This is a genomic window from Pseudomonas protegens (assembly GCF_003732485.1).
GTDB lineage: Bacteria > Pseudomonadota > Gammaproteobacteria > Pseudomonadales > Pseudomonadaceae > Aquipseudomonas > Aquipseudomonas protegens_B.
Genome location: NZ_MOAK01000086.1, coordinates 463,866 through 483,339, shown reverse-complemented (window position 1 = coordinate 483,339; position 19,474 = coordinate 463,866). Strand labels below are relative to the sequence as shown.

Here is a 19,474-nt window from a genome sequence, read left to right as displayed (position 1 = left end):
GATCGGATTTCCGGCATTGCCGACAGCCCCCTGACGCCGGCCCCGCGCAACAGTCGAAACAACAGGGTCTCAGCCTGATCGTCACGATGCTGCGCCGTCAGCAGCAACTCATTGGCAGCGTTCAAGCGCTCGAAAGCTCCATAACGTGCCTCCCGGGCAGCCCCTTCGAGACTGGCTCCGGCCTGCACCTGAACATGAATCACCTGCAACGGCACACCCAGAGCATCGCAGACCGCCCGACAGTGGGCCGGCCAAGCATCCGCCGCCGTTTGCAGCCCGTGATGAACGTGCACCGCCGTGAGGCGTGGAAGGCGATGTTGTTGCGCCAGATCGACAAGGAGATGCAGCAGGACGGTGGAATCAAGTCCACCGGAGAAGGCGATACGCCAATGGGCGGCTTCACGCCAGGGCGCCAGGTTTTTTAGAAGTTTGGCAGAGAGAGAGTTCATGAAGCTTCAAGCCCTGCAGGAGCATGTGCGCGAGAAAGGACGACGCCGCAATCTTAGCGATTGCGGCGCCTGGGTCGCGAGCAAGCGTACCCCTACAAGGGGGAGTAGCGCTCGATCAGAGACCGTAGCTCATCAGGCGGTCATAACGACGGGCCAGCAGGGTGTCGTTGTCCATTTCCTTGAGCATTGCCAGCTGCGAGCTGAGTTCGGCACGGATCGAGGCTGCCGCAGCGGCCGGATCACGATGGGCGCCGCCCAACGGCTCGCCGATGACCTTGTCGACAATCCCCAGGCCTTTCAGGCGCTCAGCGGTGATACCCATTGCTTCGGCGGCATCAGCGGCCTTTTCCGAGGTTTTCCACAGGATCGAGGCACAGCCTTCCGGCGAGATCACCGCGTAAGTGGAGTACTGCAGCATGTTCAGTTGATCGCAAACGCCAATGGCCAAGGCACCGCCAGAACCACCTTCACCGATCACGGTGGCGATGATCGGAGTCTTCAGGCGCGCCATGACTCGCAGGTTCCAGGCAATGGCCTCGCTCTGGTTGCGCTCTTCAGCGTCGATACCCGGATAGGCGCCCGGAGTGTCGATGAAGGTCAGGATCGGCATCTTGAAGCGCTCGGCCATTTCCATCAGGCGGCAGGCCTTGCGGTAGCCTTCGGGACGCGGCATGCCGAAGTTGCGGCGGACCTTCTCACGCACTTCACGGCCTTTCTGGTGACCGATGATCATCACCGGCTGCTCGTCCAGGCGAGCGACGCCGCCGACGATCGCGGCGTCGTCAGAGAAGTGGCGATCGCCATGCAGCTCGTCGAACTCGGTGAAGATGTGCTGGATGTAATCCAGGGTGTATGGACGACGCGGGTGCCGCGCCAGACGTGCGATCTGCCAGCTGGTGAGCTTGCCGAAGATGTCCTCGGTCAGGGTATTGCTCTTGTCCTGCAGGCGGGAAATCTCATCGCCGATATTCAGCGAATTGTCATTACCGACCAAGCGCAACTCTTCGATCTTGGCTTGCAGGTCGGCGATCGGCTGTTCGAAATCAAGAAAATTCGGGTTCATAGGCGTCCGTCTGGGCTCGACGTCCAAGGGGGCTTGGGCCGGCCGGTTGTCTATTCGCGCCCTACCTTAAGGGACGGACGCGTTGAGGTCGAGATTAAAAATTCATGTGGCGATGAGGCGCAATGATGGCACCTCACCGTCAACGGTATTGGAGGAAGACGTTGTCTCGCCCGAACTGGTCACGCAGGGCTTGAATCAAGCTGTCTGCCGGGTCGATCCGCCAGTTCTCGCCAAACTGCAGCAAGGCCTTGGCGTCGTTACGGGTGTACTCCATGGTAATCGGGCACGCACCGCGGTGGCGCTTGAACAGATCACCCAGCCAGCGTAGCTGATCACCCTTGAGGGCATCGGTATGGACTTTCAGGCGCAGGCTTTCCGCCAGGTTGGTCCGCGCATCCTCCATGCTCATTACCCGCTTGACCCGCAGGCGCAGGCCGCCGGAGAAGTCATCGTTGCTGACCTCGCCCTCCACCACCACCATGGCGTCGGTCTGCAGCAGCGACTGCGCCGAGTGGAACGCATCGGCAAAGAGAGAGGCCTCAATCCGCCCCGAGCGGTCATCGAGGGTGATGAAACCCATCTTGTCGCCCTTTTTGTTCTTCATTACCCGCAGGGCAATGATCATGCCCGCCACGGTCTGGGTATCCCGGGCCGGCTTCAGGTCGATGATGCGCTGGCGGGCGAAACGACGGATCTCGCCTTCGTATTCGTCGATCGGGTGCCCGGTCAGGTAAAGCCCGAGGGTATCTTTCTCGCCTTTCAGGCGCTCCTTGAGGGTCAGTTCCTTGGCCTTGCGATGGTTGGCGTAGACATCCGCATCCTCATCGACGAACACCCCGCCAAACAGGTCGGCGTGACCACTGTCGTGAGTACGGGCAGTCTGCTCCGCGGCCTTGATCGCTTCCTCCATGGCCGCCAGCAACACCGCGCGGTTCTGGTCGATATTGGCCTGGTAGGCCTTGGGCTCATCGAAGAAGTGCGGGCCAAGCCGATCGAGGGCGCCACTGCGAATCAGGCCGTCCAGGGTCCGCTTGTTGATGCGTTTGAGATCGACCCGGGCACAGAAATCGAACAGATCCTTGAAAGGACCTTCCTGGCGGGCCTCGGTGATGGCTTCCACCGGCCCCTCGCCCACTCCCTTGATTGCCCCCAGGCCATACACGATGCGGCCTTCGTCGTTCACCGTAAACTTGAACTCGGAGGTGTTCACGTCCGGCGCGTCGAGGCGCAGCTTCATGATCCGCACTTCCTCGATCAAGGTCACGACCTTGTCGGTGTTGTGCATATCCGCAGAGAGCACCGCCGCCATGAACGGCGCCGGGTAGTGCGCCTTGAGCCAGGCGGTCTGGTACGACACCAGGCCGTAGGCGGCGGAGTGGGATTTGTTGAAGCCGTAGCCGGCGAACTTTTCCACCAGGTCGAAGATGTTACCGGCAAGGTCCGCATCGATGTTGTTGCTGGCGCAACCTTCAATGAAGCCGCCACGCTGCTTGGCCATTTCTTCGGGCTTTTTCTTACCCATGGCGCGACGCAGCATGTCCGCACCACCGAGGGTGTAACCGGCCATGACCTGGGCGATCTGCATCACCTGTTCCTGATACAGGATGATGCCGTAGGTCGGCGCCAGTACCGGCTGTAGGCCATCGTACTGATAGTCCGGGTGCGGATAGGCCAGCTCGGCACGGCCGTGCTTACGGTTGATGAAGTCATCCACCATGCCCGATTGCAGCGGCCCCGGACGGAACAGGGCCACCAGTGCGATCAGGTCTTCCAGGCAGTCGGGCTTGAGCTTCTTGATCAGCTCCTTCATGCCCCGGGATTCAAGCTGGAATACCGCGGTGGTTTCAGCTTTCTGCAACAGGCTGTAGGTCGGCTTGTCGTCCAGCGGGATAAAGGCGATATCCAGCGGTTCTTCACCGACCTTGGCGCGGTCGCGGTTAATGGTCTTCAGTGCCCAGTCGATGATGGTCAGGGTCCGCAGACCAAGGAAGTCGAACTTCACCAGGCCGGCAGCCTCGACGTCATCCTTGTCGAACTGGGTAACCAGGCCGCCACCCTCTTCGTCGCAATAGATTGGCGAGAAGTCGGTGAGTTTGGTCGGCGCGATCACCACACCACCAGCGTGCTTGCCGACGTTACGCACTACGCCCTCGAGCTTGCGCGCCATCTCCCAGATTTCTGCCGCTTCTTCATCGACCTTGATGAAGTCTCGCAGGATCTCTTCCTGCTCGTAGGCTTTTTCCAGGGTCATGCCAACTTCGAAGGGGATCATCTTCGACAGGCGGTCGGCCAGGCCGTAGGACTTGCCCTGCACCCGTGCCACGTCACGGACCACAGCCTTGGCCGCCATGGAACCGAAGGTAATGATCTGGCTCACCGCGTTGCGGCCGTACTTCTCGGCTACGTAGTCGATCACCCGATCACGGCCGTCCATGCAGAAGTCGACGTCGAAGTCGGGCATGGAAACCCGTTCCGGGTTAAGGAAACGTTCGAACAGCAGGTCATATTCCAGCGGGTCGAGGTCGGTGATCTTCTGTACGTAGGCCACCAGGGAACCGGCACCCGACCCCCGGCCAGGACCTACCGGTACACCGTTGCTCTTGGCCCACTGGATAAAGTCCATAACGATCAGGAAGTAACCGGGGAACCCCATCTGGATGATGATATCCAGCTCGAAATTCAGCCGGTCGACGTAGACCTGGCGCTTGGCTTCGTAATCCTCTGTGGTGTCCTTGGGCAGCAGCACGCTGAGGCGCTCGTCCAGGCCGTCGAAGGAAACCTTGCGGAAATACTCATCGATGGTCATGCCATCGGGAATCGGATAGTCGGGCAGGAAGTGCTTGCCCAGCTTGACCTCGATATTGCAGCGCTTGGCGATCTCGACGGTATTTTCCAGCGCCTCGGGCAAGTCGCTGAAAAGTTCGGCCATTTCCTCGGCGCTTTTCAGATACTGCTGGTCGCTGTAGTTCTTCGAGCGGCGCGGGTCGTCCAGAGCCCGGCCCTCACCGATGCACACCCGGGTCTCGTGGGCTTCGAAGTCTTCCTGCTTGATGAAGCGCACATCGTTGGTGGCCACCAGCGGCGCACCAATCTTGTCGGCCAGGGCCACCGCAGCGTGCAACTGCTCTTCGTCATTGGGCCGATTGGTACGTTGCACCTCGAGGTAGAAACGATCCGGGAAGACTGCCATCCACTCCCGAGCCAGGGTTTCGGCAACCTCCAGGTCGCCGGCGATCAGCGCGGTGCCGATCTCGCCCTCCTTGGCCGCCGAGAGCATGATCAGGCCTTCTGCCGCCTCCGCCACCCACTCGCGCTCGATGATGATCTGACCGTTGCGTTGACCGTCGATGAAGCCGCGGGAAATCAGTTCGGTCAGGTTGCGATACCCCATGGCGTTCATCACCAACAGGCTGATGCGACTCAGGGGGTTGTCCGGGTCCTTGTTCGACAACCACAGGTCGGCACCGCAGATCGGCTTGATCCCGGCGCCCATGCTGTTTTTGTAGAACTTGACCAGAGAACACATGTTGTTCTGGTCGGTGACCGCCACCGCAGGCATGCCCATGCCGGTGAGGGCCTTGACCAGCGGCTTGATCCGCACCAGACCGTCGACCAGGGAGTATTCAGTGTGCAGGCGCAGGTGAACGAATGAAGCCGGCATAGTGATCCTGTAATAAGCGCGAAAACAACAAGGCCCGGATTGTACCGGGCCTCGACTAAAACATCAGCCTCAGGACTGAATCTCGCCCTGCGCCTCACGGGCTTCATAGGCTTGCCGTACAGGGGCGAAGGAACGCCGGTGAATCGGCGTCGGCCCCAGACGGGCCAGGGCTTCCAGATGCACCGGCGTCGGATAACCCTTGTGGCCACCGATACCGTAACCCGGGTAGATCAGCTCGAAAGCGGCCATTTCCCGGTCGCGGCTGACCTTGGCCAGAATCGACGCTGCAGCAATCGCCGGAACCTTGCTATCGCCCTTGACCACCGCTTCGGCCGGCATCGCCAGCTTCGGGCAACGGTTGCCATCGATCATCGCCAGCTTGGGTGTCACGCTCAGGCCTTCCACTGCACGCTGCATCGCCAGCATGGTGGCGTGGAGGATGTTCAGCTCATCGATCTCTTCGACTTCAGCCCGAGCAATACACCAGCTCAGGGCCTTCTCGCAGATTTCATCGAACAGCTTCTCGCGGCGGGCCTCAGTGAGTTTCTTCGAATCGTTGAGGCCGAGAATCGGTCGTTGCGGATCAAGAATCACCGCAGCAGTGACAACCGCCCCGCACAAGGGGCCACGGCCGACTTCGTCGACACCGGCCACCAGATCCTCGGCATCCGCCACCAGGGTGAAATCCAGGCCCATCTGCATCTTCGAATTACTCACAGGGTTTTGCCTATCAGCCCAAGCACCGCTTGTGCGGCCTGGTTGGACGCATCACGACGCAAGGTTCGGTGGATCTCGTCAAAGCCGCGGGTCTGTTCTTCACCGCCATCGATCAGCGGCGACAGTGTCTGAGCCAGGGCCTCGGCAGTGGCGTCGTCCTGCAGCAACTCAGGCACCAGCAAACGCTGGGCCAGCAAGTTCGGCAAGGAAATATACGGACTCTTGACCATGCGCTTGAGAATCCAGAAGGTCAGCGGCGCCAGGCGATAGGCCACCACCATCGGACGCTTGTAGAGCAAGGCTTCCAGAGTCGCGGTACCGGAGGCGATCAACACCGCATCACAAGCGGCCAGGGCCTTGTGGGACTGGCCATCGAGCAAGGTCAGCGGCAGGTCGCGACTGGCCAGCAGCTCTTCCAGCTGGACCCGACGCTCGGGGCTGGCGCACGGCATGATGAATCGCACGCCGGGGCGCATGGCTCGCAAACGCTGGGCCGCATCGAGGAACAAGGCACCCAGGCGCCCTACTTCGCCGCCACGGCTGCCGGGCATCAAGGCCACCAGCGGTCCGTCGGGCAAGCCCAGCTCCGCACGCGCTGCTGCGCGATCGGCTTGCAGCGGAATAGCATCGGCCAGGGAGTGGCCGACAAACTTCACCGGTACACCCTTTTCTTCATAGAAGCGGGCTTCGAAGGGAAACAGGGTCAGCATCAGATCGCAGCCTTCGCGGATCTTCAGTACCCGCTTCTGCCGCCAGGCCCAGACCGACGGGCTGACGTAGTGCACCGTCTTGATCCCGGCCTGACGCAGCTTGAGTTCGATATTCAGGGTGAAATCCGGGGCATCGATACCGATGAACACATCCGGTTTTTCAGCAATCAGGGTCTGGACCAGCTTCTTGCGCCGAGCCAACAGCTCACGCAGGCGTCCGAGGACCTCTACCAGCCCCATGACCGCCAGGCGCTCCATGGGGAAGTACGAGACAAGGCCTTCGGCCTCCATCAGCGGACCGCCAACCCCAATAAATTCGACGGCCGGGTGCTGAGCCTTGAGGGCACGCATCAAACCGGCGCCGAGAATGTCGCCGGAGGCTTCGCCAGCCACCAGCGCAATACGCAGAGTACTCATGATTAACGGGTGATGCCGCGAGTCGAAGACTGGATCGAGTCACGGAATACCGCGACTTCAGGAAACTGTGCAGCCGGCTCGGCCAGTTCGGCCAAGGCCTGATCCACTGTCAGCCCTTGACGATAAACCGTCTTGTAGGCGCGGCGCAGTGCATGGATTGCATCTTCGCTGAAACCACGACGGCGCATGCCTTCGAAGTTCATGCTGCGGGCTTCGGCCGGGTTGCCGAACACTGTGACGAATGCCGGCACATCCTTGCCGATGGCTGTACCCATGCCGGAGAAGCTGTGGGCGCCGATATGGCAATACTGATGCACCAGGGTAAAACCGGAGAGAATCGCCCAGTCATCCACATGCACATGCCCGGCCAACGCTGTGTTGTTGACCAGGATGCAGTGGTTGCCAATGACACTGTCATGGCCGATGTGGGCGTAGGCCATGATCAGGTTGTGATCGCCCAGGGTGGTTTCGGCACGGTCCTGGACAGTGCCACGGTGAATGGTCACGCCTTCGCGGATCACGTTGTGGTCACCGATGACCAGGCGGGTTTCCTCGCCTTTGTACTTGAGATCAGGCGTGTCCTCACCTACCGAGGAAAACTGGTAGATGCGGTTGTGCTTACCGATCCGGGTAGGGCCCTTGAGAATCACATGGGGCCCGATCACTGTACCCTCGCCGATTTCCACACCAGCGCCGATGATCGACCACGGGCCAACCTCAACGTCGTCGGCCAGGATGGCCGTCGGATCGATGATTGCGCGAGGGTCAATCAAACTCATAGTTTGCGTTCCGCACAGATGATTTCAGCGGAGCAGACAGGCTTGCCGTCTACCGACGCCTGGCACTCGAACTTCCAGATCTGACGCTTGCAACTGATGAACTTGGCTTCAAGAATCAGTTGGTCGCCCGGCAGTACCGGCTGACGGAAGCGCAGCTTGTCGGAACCGACGAAGTAATAAAGGGTGCCGTCGGCTGGCTTCACGTCGAGCATCTTGAAACCGAGAATACCCGCAGCTTGAGCCATGGCCTCGATGATCAGCACGCCCGGCATGATCGGATGCGCAGGGAAGTGACCATTGAAGAACGGTTCGTTGATGCTGACATTCTTGTAGGCACGAATGCACTTGCCCTCGACATCCAGGTCCACTACCCGATCCACCAACAGGAAAGGGTAACGGTGAGGCAAGTATTCGCGAATCTCGTTGATGTCCATCATTTCGGGGGGAAGCCTGTAGTAAAGAGTGGGAGCGCGCGACTAACGCACGCCCCTCTAGCAAATCAAGGAGGCAGTCTAGCGGCTGTGCACACTTGATATGGAAATGGTATCAGCCATCTGATGAAGCATTGCCGTCAGGGGTCACGTCCCCAACGCGCTTTTCCAAATGGCGCAGGCGCCGCGCAAGGTCATCGAGCTGACGGATGCGTGCCGCGCTTTTGCGCCACTCGGCAGCAGGTTGCATGGCCGTACCGGAAGAGTAGGCGCCCGGCTCGGTAATCGAGTGGGTCACCATGGTCATTCCAGTGAGGAATACGTTGTCACAAATCTCGATGTGCCCTACCAGGCCCACACCGCCGGCGAGCATACAGTGCTTGCCGATCTTGGTGCTGCCGGAAATCCCCACACAAGCAGCCATGGCAGTGTGATCACCGACCTGGACGTTGTGGGCGATCTGAATCTGGTTATCCAGCTTCACACCGTTGCCGATGACGGTATCGGCCAGTGCGCCGCGGTCAATCGCCGTATTGACGCCGATTTCCACATCGTCACCTATGGTCACACCGCCAATCTGCGCGATCTTCTGCCAGATGCCTTTCTCATTGGCGAAGCCGAAGCCTTCACCGCCGAGCACCGCACCCGACTGGATCACCACCCGTTTGCCGATGCGCACGTCGTGGTACAGAGTCACCCGCGGGGCCAGCCAGCCACCTTCGCCGATTTCGCAGCGGGCACCGATAAAACAGTGGGCACCGATGGTCACTCCGGCCGCAATCCGCACACCGCTCTCGATCACTGCAAACGGGCCAATGCTGGCCGCCGGGTCCACCAGCGCATCGGCGGCAATCACCGCAGACGGATGGATACCCGCTGGCGCCTTGGGCTTGGGATCGAACAGATGGGAAACACGGGCGTAGGACAGATAAGGATCGGCCACCACCAATGCATCGCCGGCATAAGCCTCGGCATCAGCGGCCTTGAGCAATACCGCGCCAGCCTGGCAGTCCACCAGGTACTTGCGATATTGCGGATTTGCCAAAAAGCTCAACTGAGCTGGGCCAGCCTCCTGCAAGGTGGCTAGCCCAGTGATTTCCTTCTCCGGGTCACCACTCAGGGTGGCGCCGAGGAACTCGGCCAACTGGCCGAGTTTTATGGTCGCGGTCATGGCTTACTTCAGCTGATTCATGCGCTCGATAACCTGGCGGGTGATGTCGTACTGAGGCTTGACATCGATCACTGCGCCACGTTCGAAAACCAGGTCGAAAGCACCTTTCTTGATGACTTCTTCAACGGCGCTGTCCAGCTTCGGCTTCAGTTGCTTGAGCATTTCACGATCAGCAACAGCCTTGGCTTCGTTCAGTTCCTTGGACTGGAACTGGAAGTCACGAGCCTTTTGCTTGAACTCGAGCTCCAGACGCTCACGCTCGCCTTGCTGCATTTTGTCGCCACCGGCAACCAGGCGGTCCTGAATCCCCTTGGCACTGCTTTCCAGGGTTTTCAGCTTGGTCAGTTGCGGGCCGAATTTTTTCTCGGCATCCACTGCGTACTTCTTGGCCGCATCGGATTCCAGCAGAGCCATCTGATAGTTCAGAACAGCGATTTTCATTTCGGCAAATGCCGGGCTCGCGACCAGTACGGAGGCCAGGAGAACCAATTGAGTCAACTTACGCACGATGCACTCCTACAAAATCCATTGTCGTTATCTTGGGGCAGGCTATTAGAAAGTCTGACCGAGAGAGAATTGGAACACCTGAGTTTCAGCGTCATCCGGTTTCTTGATCGGCATCGCCAGGGCAAAGCTCAATGGCCCCAGAGCGGTGACCCAAGTCACACCAACACCCACCGAACTGGCCAGATTGCTCAGGCTGATATCGTTGCACTGCGTTTTCACATTCGACGCCGCAATGGTGTTGGACGTGCTTTCACAGCGAGAGTTGAAGACGTTACCCACATCCCAGAACAACGAAGTTCGCAGGGAACGCTGGTCTTTGACGAACGGCAGCGGGAACAGCAGTTCGGCACCACCCTGGATCAACACGTTGCCACCAAACGGCAGTGGGTCCTGATCCGGGTCAGCAGCAGTACCGGCGTTACCCGTGACCTTCGCGCCACGACTCGGAGTACTGCGCGGGCCCAGCGTACTGTCCTTGAAGCCCCGTACCGAGTTGAAACCACCAGCATAGTAGTTCTCGTAGAACGGCAAGCCCTTGGTATCACCAAAGCCGTCGCCATAACCGAGTTCGGTATGGAAGCGCATGGTGTAGTTCTCACTCAGCGGAGTGAACAACTGACCACGGTAGTCGAGCTTGAAGAACGACAGGTCGCTACCTGGAGTAGTGGTTTCCAGAACCAGGCTTTGCGAGTGACCACGAGTGGCCAGTACACCTTTGTTCAGAGTCGACTCGGACCAGCCGGCCGACGCCTTGAAGTTGAGGTAGCTGTCGCCCTGCTTGTTCACGAAGTCAAAGATTTCGTCGACGGTGTACAGGCCGGTCTTGATCTTGTCCTGCTGCGCGGTCAGGCCGAAGGTCAGACGCGAGGTCTCACTGATCGGGTAACCCACGCTGACGCCAGCACCCAGGCTGTCCACCGCATAGCTGGCCACGTCGACGTCGAGGTCTTTGTAGTCAGTGGTGCGATAGAAGGCGTTGTAACCCAGGCTCACGCCATCGGCGGTCCAGTAGGGGTCAACGTAGCCAAAGTTGTAGCGGCTCTGATATTCGCTGCGGGTCAGACCGATGCTGACCTTGTTACCGGTACCCAGGAAGTTGTTCTGGGTGATCGAACCACCGAGGATCAGACCGGCGCTCTGGGCGAAACCGACGCTGGCGGTGATCGAACCGGAAGCTTGCTCTTCAACCGCGTAGTTCACGTCAACCTGGTCATCGACACCCGGTACAGCCGGGGTCTCGACGTTGACCTCCTTGAAGAAGCCCAAGCGCTCGAGACGGGTCTTGGATTGGTCGATCAGGTAGGTCGAAGCCCAGCCGCCTTCCATCTGACGCATTTCACGACGCAGCACTTCGTCCTCGGACTTGGTGTTGCCGCGGAAATTGATACGGTTGACGTAGGCCCGCTTGCCCGGATCCACCACGAAGGTGATATCCACGGTGTGGTCTTCATCATGAGGCTGAGGCACGCCGTTGACGTTGGCGAAGGTGTAGCCCTCGTTACCCAGACGACGAGTGATCAGTTCGGAAGTGGTGGTCATCAGCTTGCGCGAGAACACCTGGCCCTTCTCCACCAGCAACAGCGCCTTGACCTGGTCTTCAGGAACTTTCAGGTCGCCGCTGAGTTTCACGTCACGAACGCTGTATTTCTCGCCTTCGTTGACGTTGACGGTGATGTAGACGTGCTTCTTGTCTGGGGTGATGGACACCTGGGTCGAAGCGATATCCATGTTGATATAGCCACGGTCCAGGTAGTAGGAACGCAGACGCTCCAGGTCACCTGAGAGTTTTTCACGTGCGTACTTGTCATCGTTCTTGAAGAACGACAGCCAGTTGGTGGTCTTGAGTTCGAAGAGGCCGATCAGGTCCTCGTCGGGGAAGACGGTGTTGCCTACCACGTTGATGTGCTGGATGGCTGCGACGGTGCCTTCGTTGATCTTGACCTTCAGGCCGACACGGTTGCGTGGCTGCGGCACCACTTCAGTCTCAACGGTGGCCGAGTACCGGCCCTGAGCGACATATTGACGCTGCAGCTCGTTACGCACACCTTCGAGGGTCGCACGCTGGAAGATCTCACCTTCGGCCAGGCCGGACTGCTTCAAGCCCTTCATCAGGTCTTCGGTGGAGATCGCCTTGTTGCCTTCGATCTCGATACTGGCAACCGACGGCCGCTCGACTACCGTAATGACCAGGACGTTGCCATCGCGGCCCAGCTGGATGTCTTGAAAGAAACCGGTTTTGAACAGCGCACGAGTGGATTCCACCAGGCGACGGTCGTCCGCCTGCTCGCCGACGTTCAACGGCAAGGCACCAAAGACGCTACCCGCGGAAACGCGCTGAAGGCCGTTGACGCGGATATCGGAGATAGTGAAGGACTCGGCGTGAACTTCGGCGATCATCAATACGGTGAGAACCGCAGTTAGCAGCAGACGTTTCATGAAGTCCTTTCTTATTCCAACTGGCAATAAACAAACTGCCGCAAAATGCGGCAGATTCGCAATTCAGCGAAGCGTTACAGACGACCCAGATCGTTGACCAGAGCAAGCAACATGACTCCGACCACCAAGCTGATACCGATCTGTATCCCCCAACCTTGCACCCGATCCGACAAGGGACGACCACGCGCCCACTCGATCAGATAAAACAACAAATGTCCCCCATCCAGTACCGGGATGGGCAACAAATTCAGAACACCCAGGCTAATACTCAGATAAGCAAGGAAATTCAAGAAATCAGCAATACCCGACTGGGCAGAAGCGCCCGCCACTTTAGCAATGGTTATCGGTCCACTCAAGTTTTTTACCGAGAGCTCGCCGAACAACATTTTCTTCAGTGATTCGAGGGTCAGGACACTCATGGTCCAGGTCCGTCGGGCCCCTTCGCCAATCGCCTCCAGCGGGCCATAACTGACCTCGCGAAGCATCTCCGCAGGCCAGTCGACAGCTTTCACCCCTGCCCCCAGGTAGCCATTCGGCGCTTTGCTTTCGCCACGGCTGGCCAAGGTCACGGGGACGTCGATTTGAGCACCATCGCGCTCGACATGCAGCACAATTTTCGTATCAGGGTGCACACGGACCCAATCAACCACTTGCTGCCAGTCAGTGAGCGATTGCCCATCCAGCGCCAGCAGACGGTCGCCGGCTTTCAGGCCGGCAGCCTGGGCCGGGCCTTTCGGATCGAGTTCAGCCAGCACCGGTGGCAATGCCGGGCGCCATGGGCGAATCCCCAGAGAGCGGATCGGGTCCGGCTCGTCGGCGCCCTTGAGCCACTTGTCCAGCACCAACTGGCGAGGGGAATCAACCGTCGCACCCTGCTCACGCACCTGCACCTGCAGCGTTCCACTTTCGCCAAGACGGCGCACCAGTTGCAGGTTCACTGCCGCCCAGCCGGAAGTCGGCTCACCATCGATGGCAACGATTTCCTCACCGGCACCGAGCCCAGCCTTGGCGGCGATGCTGCCCGCCTCGACATCGCCGATGACCGGTCGCACCTGCTGGCTGCCCAGCATCGCCAGCGCCCAGAAGAACACCAGGGCGAGGAGGAAGTTGGCGATCGGGCCGGCGGCAACAATGGCGATACGCTGGCGTACAGACTTGCGATTGAAGGACTGATCGAGCTCATCGAGGGCCACTTCGCCTTCACGCTCGTCGAGCATCTTCACGTAGCCGCCCAGGGGAATGGCAGCGATCACAAACTCGGTACCGCGGCGATCGTGCCAGCGTAGCAACGGCATGCCAAAGCCCACGGAGAAACGCAGCACCTTGACGCCACAGCGACGCGCGACCCAGAAGTGACCGAATTCATGGAAGGTGACCAGCACACCCAGAGCTACCAGGGTGCCGACAATCATATAGAGCGCGCTCATCTACTTTCTCCGCAATCCTATTCGCCGCCACTCGCCCGGTCGCGAATCCTATCGCCCGTTACGCTGCAACCATTGTTCTGCCAGGCTTCGGGCCTTGGCATCTGCCGCAAACACTGCATCGAGTTCATTGACTGCAACTACAGGCTCGAGGGCTAAAACCTCGTCGATGATACTCGCGATCTCCGGGTAACGGATGCGCCGATCAAGAAAGGCCGAAACAGCCACTTCATTGGCCGCATTGAGCATCGCCGGAGCACTGTCACCCGCCTCGGCAGCTTGACGCGCCAGGCGCAGGCAAGGGAACCGCTGCTCGTCGGGTGCCTGGAAGTCCAGACGGGCAATCGCGAACAGATCCAACGGGGCTACACCGGAGTCGATACGTTCCGGCCAGGCCAGAGCGCTGGCGATAGGCGTGCGCATATCCGGATTACCCAACTGTGCAAGCACCGAGCCGTCGACATAATCCACCAGGGAATGGATCACGCTCTGTGGATGCACCACCACCTCGACCTGGGAAGGTTTGGCATCGAACAACCAGCAGGCCTCAATCAGCTCCAGCCCCTTGTTCATCATGCTCGCCGAGTCCACGGAGATCTTGCGCCCCATGGACCAGTTCGGATGGGCACAAGCCTGTTCCGGCGAAACATGTTCGAGCTCGGCCAGGGGCGTCTGACGGAATGGACCGCCGGAGGCGGTCAACAGAATCCGCCGCACCCCAACCTGACTCAAGCCCCGGGAAAAATCCCCGGGCATGCATTGGAAAATCGCGTTGTGCTCACTGTCGATAGGCAGCAGCACCGAGCCGCTCTTGCCTACCGCCTGCATGAACAGCGCGCCGGACATCACCAGCGCCTCTTTGTTGGCCAGGAGGATCTTTTTGCCGGCCTCCACCGCCGCCAGGGTCGGACGCAGACCCGCCGCCCCGACAATGGCCGCCATCACCGCATCGACTTCAGGGGCCGAAGCGACTTCACACAACCCCTGCTCCCCCACCAGCACTCGAGTCGACAGGCCAGCAGCTCGCAGATCGTCCTGCAAGGTCCTCGCCGCTGCCGCCTCCGGCACCACCGCAAAGCGCGGCACATGGCGCACGCACAATGCCAGCAGCTCAGCCAGACGGCTGAACCCGGTAAGGGCAAACACCTGATAGCGGTCCGGATGCCGGGCAATCACATCCAGCGTACTCAGACCAATGGAGCCTGTAGCCCCCAGAACCGTGATCTGTTGCACACGACTCACAGTGCAGCCATCCACAGCAGCACCGCAAACACCGGAATGGCCGCTGTCAGACTGTCGATCCGATCAAGCACACCACCGTGCCCAGGCAACAGATTGCTGCTGTCCTTGATGCCGGACTGACGCTTGAACATGCTTTCGGTCAGGTCACCGACCACCGAAATAAAGACCACAATGGCAGCCCCCAACAGCCCCAGCAGGATCTGCCCAAAGGTCCAGTCACGCACCAGCCCGACCACTGCAGTGATCACCAGGCTCAATGCAAGGCCGCCATAGACGCCCTCCCAGCTCTTGCCAGGACTCACCTGAGGAGCCAGCTTGCGCTTGCCGAAGGCCTTGCCAGAGAAGTAGGCACCAATATCCGCGCCCCAAACCAGCACCATTACCGCCATGATCAACCAATTGCCCAGCGGCAACTGCTTGATGAACACCAGCCCCTGCCAGGCCGGCAACAGGATCAACAGGCCGATCAGCAGTTTGGGGGCCGCCCCGGACCATTGCTCACTGGTGCGCGGATAGGTCAGTACCAGGAAAGTCGCCAGCCCCCACCACAGCACCGCGGCGCCCAGCACCCAAGGCGCAACGCCCGGGTCCAGATGCATCAAGAACAGCAGCGCCGCAACTGCTACCGCGTAAGCCACCCGAGCCGGCTGCGCCTCGAAACCCGCCAGACGCGCCCATTCCCAGGCACCCAGGCTCACCACCAGACCAATGAACAGGGCAAAACCCGATCCTTCGAGCAGGAAAAAACCGCACAAGGCGATCGGCAGGAGGATCAGCGCAGTAATGATACGTTGTTTAAGCATTAAACCCGGGCTCCAGCCTCGACCTGCTCGCTCGTTTTACCGAAGCGTCGCTGTCGAGATGCGTAATCGGCCAGCGCATTGCGCATGGCTTCGTGTTTGAAGTCCGGCCAGAACAGGTCGGAGAAATACAGCTCGGCATAGGCTAGCTGCCACAGCAGGAAGTTGCTGATGCGATGCTCGCCACCGGTACGGATACATAGGTCCGGCAACGGCAGGTCCCCTGTCGCCAGGCAGGTCTGCAGCAAATCCGGAGTGATGTCCTCGGGCCGCAGGTGCCCGGCCTGAACCTCGCGCGCCAAGCGCTGGGCGGCCTGGGCGATATCCCATTGACCGCCGTAGTTGGCGGCGATCTGCAGGATGAAACGATCACTGCCCGCGGTCATGGCTTCCGCTTCGCGCATCGCCGCTTGCAGCTCGGGATGAAAACGCGAACGGTCGCCAATGATCCGCAGGCTGATGTTGTTTTCGTTAAGACGCTTGGCCTCACGCCGCAGCGCCTTGAAGAACAGATCCATCAAGGCACTGACTTCATCGGCCGGGCGTTGCCAGTTCTCACTGGAAAAGGCAAACAGGGTCAGCACTTCGACCTTGGCCTCGGCACACACTTCAATCACTGCACGCACCGCGTCAACGCCCGCTTTATGCCCGGCAACACCCGGCATAAAGCGCTTTTTTGCCCAGCGGTTGTTACCGTCCATGATGATCGCGACGTGTCGCGGTACCGAGGGCGATACTGGCTGCTTGGTCTTTTCCATGAAAACGCCTGACCCTTATACGGCCATCAAGTCCGCTTCTTTCTGTTTCACCGCCACTTCGATTTCCGCCACGAACTTGTCGGTCAGCTTCTGGATATCGTCAGCAGCACGACGCTCGTCGTCTTCGCTGATTTCTTTCTCTTTGACCAGGTCCTTGAACTGGCTCAGAGCATCGCGACGCACGTTACGCACCGCAATACGAGCGTCTTCAGCCGCTTCACGAGCCTGTTTGGTGAAACCCTTGCGGGTCTCTTCGGTCAAGGCAGGCATGGTGATCAGCAGCAGCTCACCGAGGTTGGTCGGGTTGAAGCCCAGGCCCGAGCTCTGGATCGCCTTGTCCACCGCCGCCAGCATGTTGCGTTCAAATGCCACGACCTGCAGGGTGCGAGCATCCTTCACGGTAACGTTGGCCACCTGATTGATCGGGGTATCAGCGCCGTAGTAAGGCACCATCACACCCGCCAGGATGCTTGGGTGGGCCTGGCCGGTACGAATGCGGCTGAATGCATGCGCCAGGGACTCCAGGGATTTCTTCATGCGCTCTTGAGCGTCTTTCTTGATTTCGTTGATCATTGCTCGCCTTCCTCGATCAGGGTTCCTTCAGCGCCACCATGCACGATGTTCAGCAGGGCGCCGGGCTTGTTCATGTTGAATACCCGCAGCGGCATCTTGTGGTCGCGGCACAGGCAGATGGCCGTCAGGTCCATCACTCCCAGCTTGCGATCCAGCACTTCATCGTAAGTCAGATGATCGAACTTCTCGGCATGCGGGTCTTTGAACGGGTCTGCAGTGTAAACACCGTCGACCTTGGTTGCCTTGAGCACGACATCGGCATCGATCTCGATGGCTCGCAGGCAGGCTGCGGAGTCGGTAGTGAAGAACGGATTACCGGTACCGGCCGCGAAGATCACCACCTCTTTGGAATTCAGGTGGCGCATGGCTTTGCGACGGTCATAGTGATCGGTCACACCCACCATGGAAATAGCCGACATCACGATAGCCGAGATATTCGCACGTTCCAGCGCGTCGCGCATGGCCAGGGCGTTCATCACAGTGGCCAGCATGCCCATGTGGTCGCCTGTGACCCGATCCATCCCGGCAGCACTCAATGCGGCGCCACGGAACAGGTTACCGCCACCGATCACCAGACCGACCTGCACACCGATGCCGACCAGTTGGCCAACTTCCAGCGCCATGCGGTCCAGCACCTTGGGGTCGATCCCGAACTCTTCCGAGCCCATCAGGGCCTCGCCGCTAAGCTTGAGTAGAATGCGTTTATAGCGAGCTTGATAACCACTGCCCTGCTGAGCCATTGCGAATCTCTCCTGCGGCGTATTTTAAAAATTCTTTGCGGGCTGTTTGCAGCCTGCGTTCACTCTAGCTTGACGCTGTCGCAGCGCCATCAGAACACGACTTTGTAAACCGGTTCCGAGGATAAACAACAAAATTACCCTGCCCATTTGAAAAGAGGCTGCGCGCGTGAGCGGGCAGCCTCTTCTGGGCGACAGTTAGAAAACCGTCTTACTGTTGCTTGGCAGCAGCCAGTTGTGCAGCAACTTCTTCAGCGAAGTTGTCTTCTTTCTTCTCGATGCCTTCACCTACTGCAAAACGGGTGAAGGAAACGATTTCAGCGCCGCCTTTCTTGGCCAGAGCACCCACGGTGATTTCTGGGTCCTTGACGAAAGCTTGCTCAACCAGGCTGGCTTCGGCCAGGAACTTGCTGATACGGCCAGCGATCATTTTCTCAACGATTTCGGCTGGCTTGCCTTTCATCTTGTCTTCGTTCAGCTGCAGGAACACAGCTTTTTCACGCTCGATCGCTTCAGCCGAAACTTGCGATGGCAGCAGGAACTCAGGGTTGCTGGCCGCTACGTGCATGGCGATGTCTTTGGCCAGTTCGACGGAACCGCCTTTCAGGACAACCGCAACACCGATCTTGTTACCGTGCAGGTAAGTACCGACCACGTCACCTTCAACGCGAGCCAGACGACGGATGTTGACGTTCTCGCCAGTCTTGCCCACCAGGATCAGACGGTCAGCTTCTTGAGCTTCGATCAGCGGAGCTGCGTCGGTCAGTTTGTCAGCGAAAGCTTTTTCCACGCTGGCAGCAACGAATGCCTTGAAGTCATCCTGCAGAGCCAGGAAGTCGGTCTGCGAGTTCACTTCCAGCAGGACAGCGACTTTACCGTCGTCCTTGATGGCGATGGCGCCTTCAGCAGCCACGTTGCCTGCTTTCTTGGCAGCCTTGATGGCGCCGGAAGCACGCATGTCATCAATGGCTTTCTCGATGTCGCCGCCAGCCTTGGTCAAGGCCTTTTTGCAGTCCATCATGCCTTCGCCAGTACGCTCGCGCAGTTCTTTGACCAACGCTGCAGTAATCTCTGCCATTTTCAAAATCCTCTTGGATAGGTTTTCAACCATTCCACCCGATCGAACGGGCGTTCAATTCTTGGGCGCTGCCTCGAATTCACTTCATAACAGCCCCGCATTACAGAAACTGCCGGGGGCGCGACGACGAAATGATTTTCGAGTTGGCAAAAAGGGGGCCAAGCCCCCTTTTTGCGTACTGAGTAAACGCTAAGCGTCAGTTACTCAGGCTTCAGCCGCCGGTGCTGCAGCTTCTTCGAACACTTCGGTGCCGCCAGCAACGTTGTTGCGACCACGGATCACAGCGTCAGCCATCGAACCCATGTACAGCTGGATGGCGCGGATGGCGTCATCGTTACCTGGGATGATGTAGTCAACGCCTTCCGGGCTGCTGTTGGTATCGACAACGCCGATGACCGGGATGCCCAGCTTGTTGGCTTCGGTGATCGCGATGCGCTCGTGATCAACGTCGATCACGAACAGTGCGTCAGGCAGGCCGCCCATGTCCTTGATACCACCCAGGGAACGGTCCAGCTTTTCCA

Annotated in this window: 18 protein-coding genes; all 18 read right to left on the bottom strand. The window is 59.3% G+C overall.

Annotated features, from left to right (window positions below):
• Positions 1 to 449: tRNA lysidine(34) synthetase TilS (gene tilS / locus BLX41_RS36600; RefSeq protein WP_404942812.1), on the bottom strand; the 449-nt coding region annotated here is incomplete at its 3' end.
• 115 nt (positions 450 to 564) lie between these two features.
• Entirely contained in the window at positions 565 to 1,512 is a 948-nt protein-coding gene (locus tag BLX41_RS29140; protein WP_015634338.1) for an acetyl-CoA carboxylase carboxyltransferase subunit alpha, read from the bottom strand.
• A gap of 139 nt (positions 1,513 to 1,651) precedes the next feature.
• A complete protein-coding gene (dnaE, locus tag BLX41_RS29135) occupies positions 1,652 to 5,173 on the bottom strand; it encodes a DNA polymerase III subunit alpha (protein ID WP_123727662.1) in 3,522 nt (1,173 codons plus the stop codon).
• Positions 5,174 to 5,242: 69 nt separating this feature from the next.
• Positions 5,243 to 5,875: a ribonuclease HII gene (rnhB, locus tag BLX41_RS29130; protein WP_102861377.1), complete on the bottom strand. Its 633-nt coding sequence runs from the start codon at positions 5,873 to 5,875 to the stop codon at positions 5,243 to 5,245.
• 11 nt (positions 5,876 to 5,886) lie between these two features.
• Positions 5,887 to 7,017 (bottom strand): lipid-A-disaccharide synthase, encoded by a 1,131-nt coding sequence (gene lpxB / locus BLX41_RS29125; RefSeq protein WP_123727661.1) that lies wholly within the window; start codon positions 7,015 to 7,017, stop codon positions 5,887 to 5,889.
• Positions 7,018 to 7,019: 2 nt separating this feature from the next.
• Positions 7,020 to 7,796 carry an acyl-ACP--UDP-N-acetylglucosamine O-acyltransferase gene (gene lpxA / locus BLX41_RS29120; RefSeq protein ID WP_123727660.1) on the bottom strand — a complete coding sequence of 259 codons (777 nt, stop codon included), beginning with the start codon at positions 7,794 to 7,796 and terminating at the stop codon, positions 7,020 to 7,022.
• Complete coding sequence (fabZ, locus tag BLX41_RS29115; protein ID WP_007924058.1) at positions 7,793 to 8,233, bottom strand: 3-hydroxyacyl-ACP dehydratase FabZ; 441 nt, start codon at positions 8,231 to 8,233, stop codon at positions 7,793 to 7,795. Before fabZ ends, lpxA begins: the two co-directional genes overlap by 4 nt.
• 109 nt (positions 8,234 to 8,342) lie before the next feature.
• Positions 8,343 to 9,398, bottom strand: coding sequence for a UDP-3-O-(3-hydroxymyristoyl)glucosamine N-acyltransferase (lpxD, locus tag BLX41_RS29110; RefSeq protein ID WP_123727659.1), 1,056 nt, complete (start codon positions 9,396 to 9,398; stop codon positions 8,343 to 8,345).
• Positions 9,399 to 9,401: 3 nt separating this feature from the next.
• On the bottom strand, positions 9,402 to 9,905 hold the full coding sequence (locus BLX41_RS29105; RefSeq protein WP_102861373.1) for an OmpH/Skp family outer membrane protein: 504 nt from the start codon (positions 9,903 to 9,905) through the stop codon (positions 9,402 to 9,404).
• 45 nt (positions 9,906 to 9,950) lie between these two features.
• Complete coding sequence (gene bamA / locus BLX41_RS29100; RefSeq protein WP_123727658.1) at positions 9,951 to 12,341, bottom strand: outer membrane protein assembly factor BamA; 2,391 nt, start codon at positions 12,339 to 12,341, stop codon at positions 9,951 to 9,953.
• 74 nt (positions 12,342 to 12,415) lie between these two features.
• On the bottom strand, positions 12,416 to 13,768 hold the full coding sequence (rseP, locus tag BLX41_RS29095; RefSeq protein WP_123727657.1) for a sigma E protease regulator RseP: 1,353 nt from the start codon (positions 13,766 to 13,768) through the stop codon (positions 12,416 to 12,418).
• A 48-nt stretch (positions 13,769 to 13,816) separates the two neighbouring features.
• Complete coding sequence (gene ispC, locus BLX41_RS29090; RefSeq protein ID WP_123727656.1) at positions 13,817 to 15,007, bottom strand: 1-deoxy-D-xylulose-5-phosphate reductoisomerase; 1,191 nt, start codon at positions 15,005 to 15,007, stop codon at positions 13,817 to 13,819.
• Positions 15,004 to 15,810: a phosphatidate cytidylyltransferase gene (locus BLX41_RS29085; RefSeq protein ID WP_123727655.1), complete on the bottom strand. Its 807-nt coding sequence runs from the start codon at positions 15,808 to 15,810 to the stop codon at positions 15,004 to 15,006. The genes ispC and BLX41_RS29085 overlap by 4 nt, the downstream gene beginning before the upstream one ends.
• Positions 15,810 to 16,565 carry a polyprenyl diphosphate synthase gene (gene uppS, locus BLX41_RS29080; protein WP_123727654.1) on the bottom strand — a complete coding sequence of 252 codons (756 nt, stop codon included), beginning with the start codon at positions 16,563 to 16,565 and terminating at the stop codon, positions 15,810 to 15,812. Before uppS ends, BLX41_RS29085 begins: the two co-directional genes overlap by 1 nt.
• A 15-nt stretch (positions 16,566 to 16,580) precedes the next feature.
• Positions 16,581 to 17,138: a ribosome recycling factor gene (gene frr / locus BLX41_RS29075; RefSeq protein ID WP_123727653.1), complete on the bottom strand. Its 558-nt coding sequence runs from the start codon at positions 17,136 to 17,138 to the stop codon at positions 16,581 to 16,583.
• Positions 17,135 to 17,878: a UMP kinase gene (gene pyrH / locus BLX41_RS29070; RefSeq protein ID WP_011059526.1), complete on the bottom strand. Its 744-nt coding sequence runs from the start codon at positions 17,876 to 17,878 to the stop codon at positions 17,135 to 17,137. Before pyrH ends, frr begins: the two co-directional genes overlap by 4 nt.
• Positions 17,879 to 18,086: 208 nt before the next feature.
• Positions 18,087 to 18,953, bottom strand: coding sequence for a translation elongation factor Ts (gene tsf / locus BLX41_RS29065; RefSeq protein WP_123727652.1), 867 nt, complete (start codon positions 18,951 to 18,953; stop codon positions 18,087 to 18,089).
• A 204-nt stretch (positions 18,954 to 19,157) separates the two neighbouring features.
• A partial coding sequence (gene rpsB / locus BLX41_RS36595; RefSeq protein ID WP_259745330.1) for a 30S ribosomal protein S2 occupies positions 19,158 to 19,474 on the bottom strand: 317 nt, incomplete at its 5' end.

Bases quoted from the DNA above. Each gene is read 5' to 3' on its own strand.
- bamA (WP_123727658.1), bottom strand. From the start codon at position 12,341: ATGAAACGTCTGCTGCTAACTGCGGTTCTCACCGTATTGATGATCGCC.
- lpxB (WP_123727661.1), bottom strand. From the start codon at position 7,017: ATGAGTACTCTGCGTATTGCGCTGGTGGCTGGCGAAGCCTCCGGCGAC.
- rseP (WP_123727657.1), bottom strand. From the start codon at position 13,768: ATGAGCGCGCTCTATATGATTGTCGGCACCCTGGTAGCTCTGGGTGTG.
- uppS (WP_123727654.1), bottom strand. From the start codon at position 16,565: ATGGAAAAGACCAAGCAGCCAGTATCGCCCTCGGTACCGCGACACGTC.
- dnaE (WP_123727662.1), bottom strand. From the start codon at position 5,173: ATGCCGGCTTCATTCGTTCACCTGCGCCTGCACACTGAATACTCCCTG.
- rnhB (WP_102861377.1), bottom strand. From the start codon at position 5,875: ATGCAGATGGGCCTGGATTTCACCCTGGTGGCGGATGCCGAGGATCTG.
- BLX41_RS29085 (WP_123727655.1), bottom strand. From the start codon at position 15,810: ATGCTTAAACAACGTATCATTACTGCGCTGATCCTCCTGCCGATCGCC.
- lpxA (WP_123727660.1), bottom strand. From the start codon at position 7,796: ATGAGTTTGATTGACCCTCGCGCAATCATCGATCCGACGGCCATCCTG.
- tsf (WP_123727652.1), bottom strand. From the start codon at position 18,953: ATGGCAGAGATTACTGCAGCGTTGGTCAAAGAACTGCGCGAGCGTACT.
- BLX41_RS29140 (WP_015634338.1), bottom strand. From the start codon at position 1,512: ATGAACCCGAATTTTCTTGATTTCGAACAGCCGATCGCCGACCTGCAA.
- frr (WP_123727653.1), bottom strand. From the start codon at position 17,138: ATGATCAACGAAATCAAGAAAGACGCTCAAGAGCGCATGAAGAAATCC.
- fabZ (WP_007924058.1), bottom strand. From the start codon at position 8,233: ATGATGGACATCAACGAGATTCGCGAATACTTGCCTCACCGTTACCCT.
- lpxD (WP_123727659.1), bottom strand. From the start codon at position 9,398: ATGACCGCGACCATAAAACTCGGCCAGTTGGCCGAGTTCCTCGGCGCC.
- pyrH (WP_011059526.1), bottom strand. From the start codon at position 17,878: ATGGCTCAGCAGGGCAGTGGTTATCAAGCTCGCTATAAACGCATTCTA.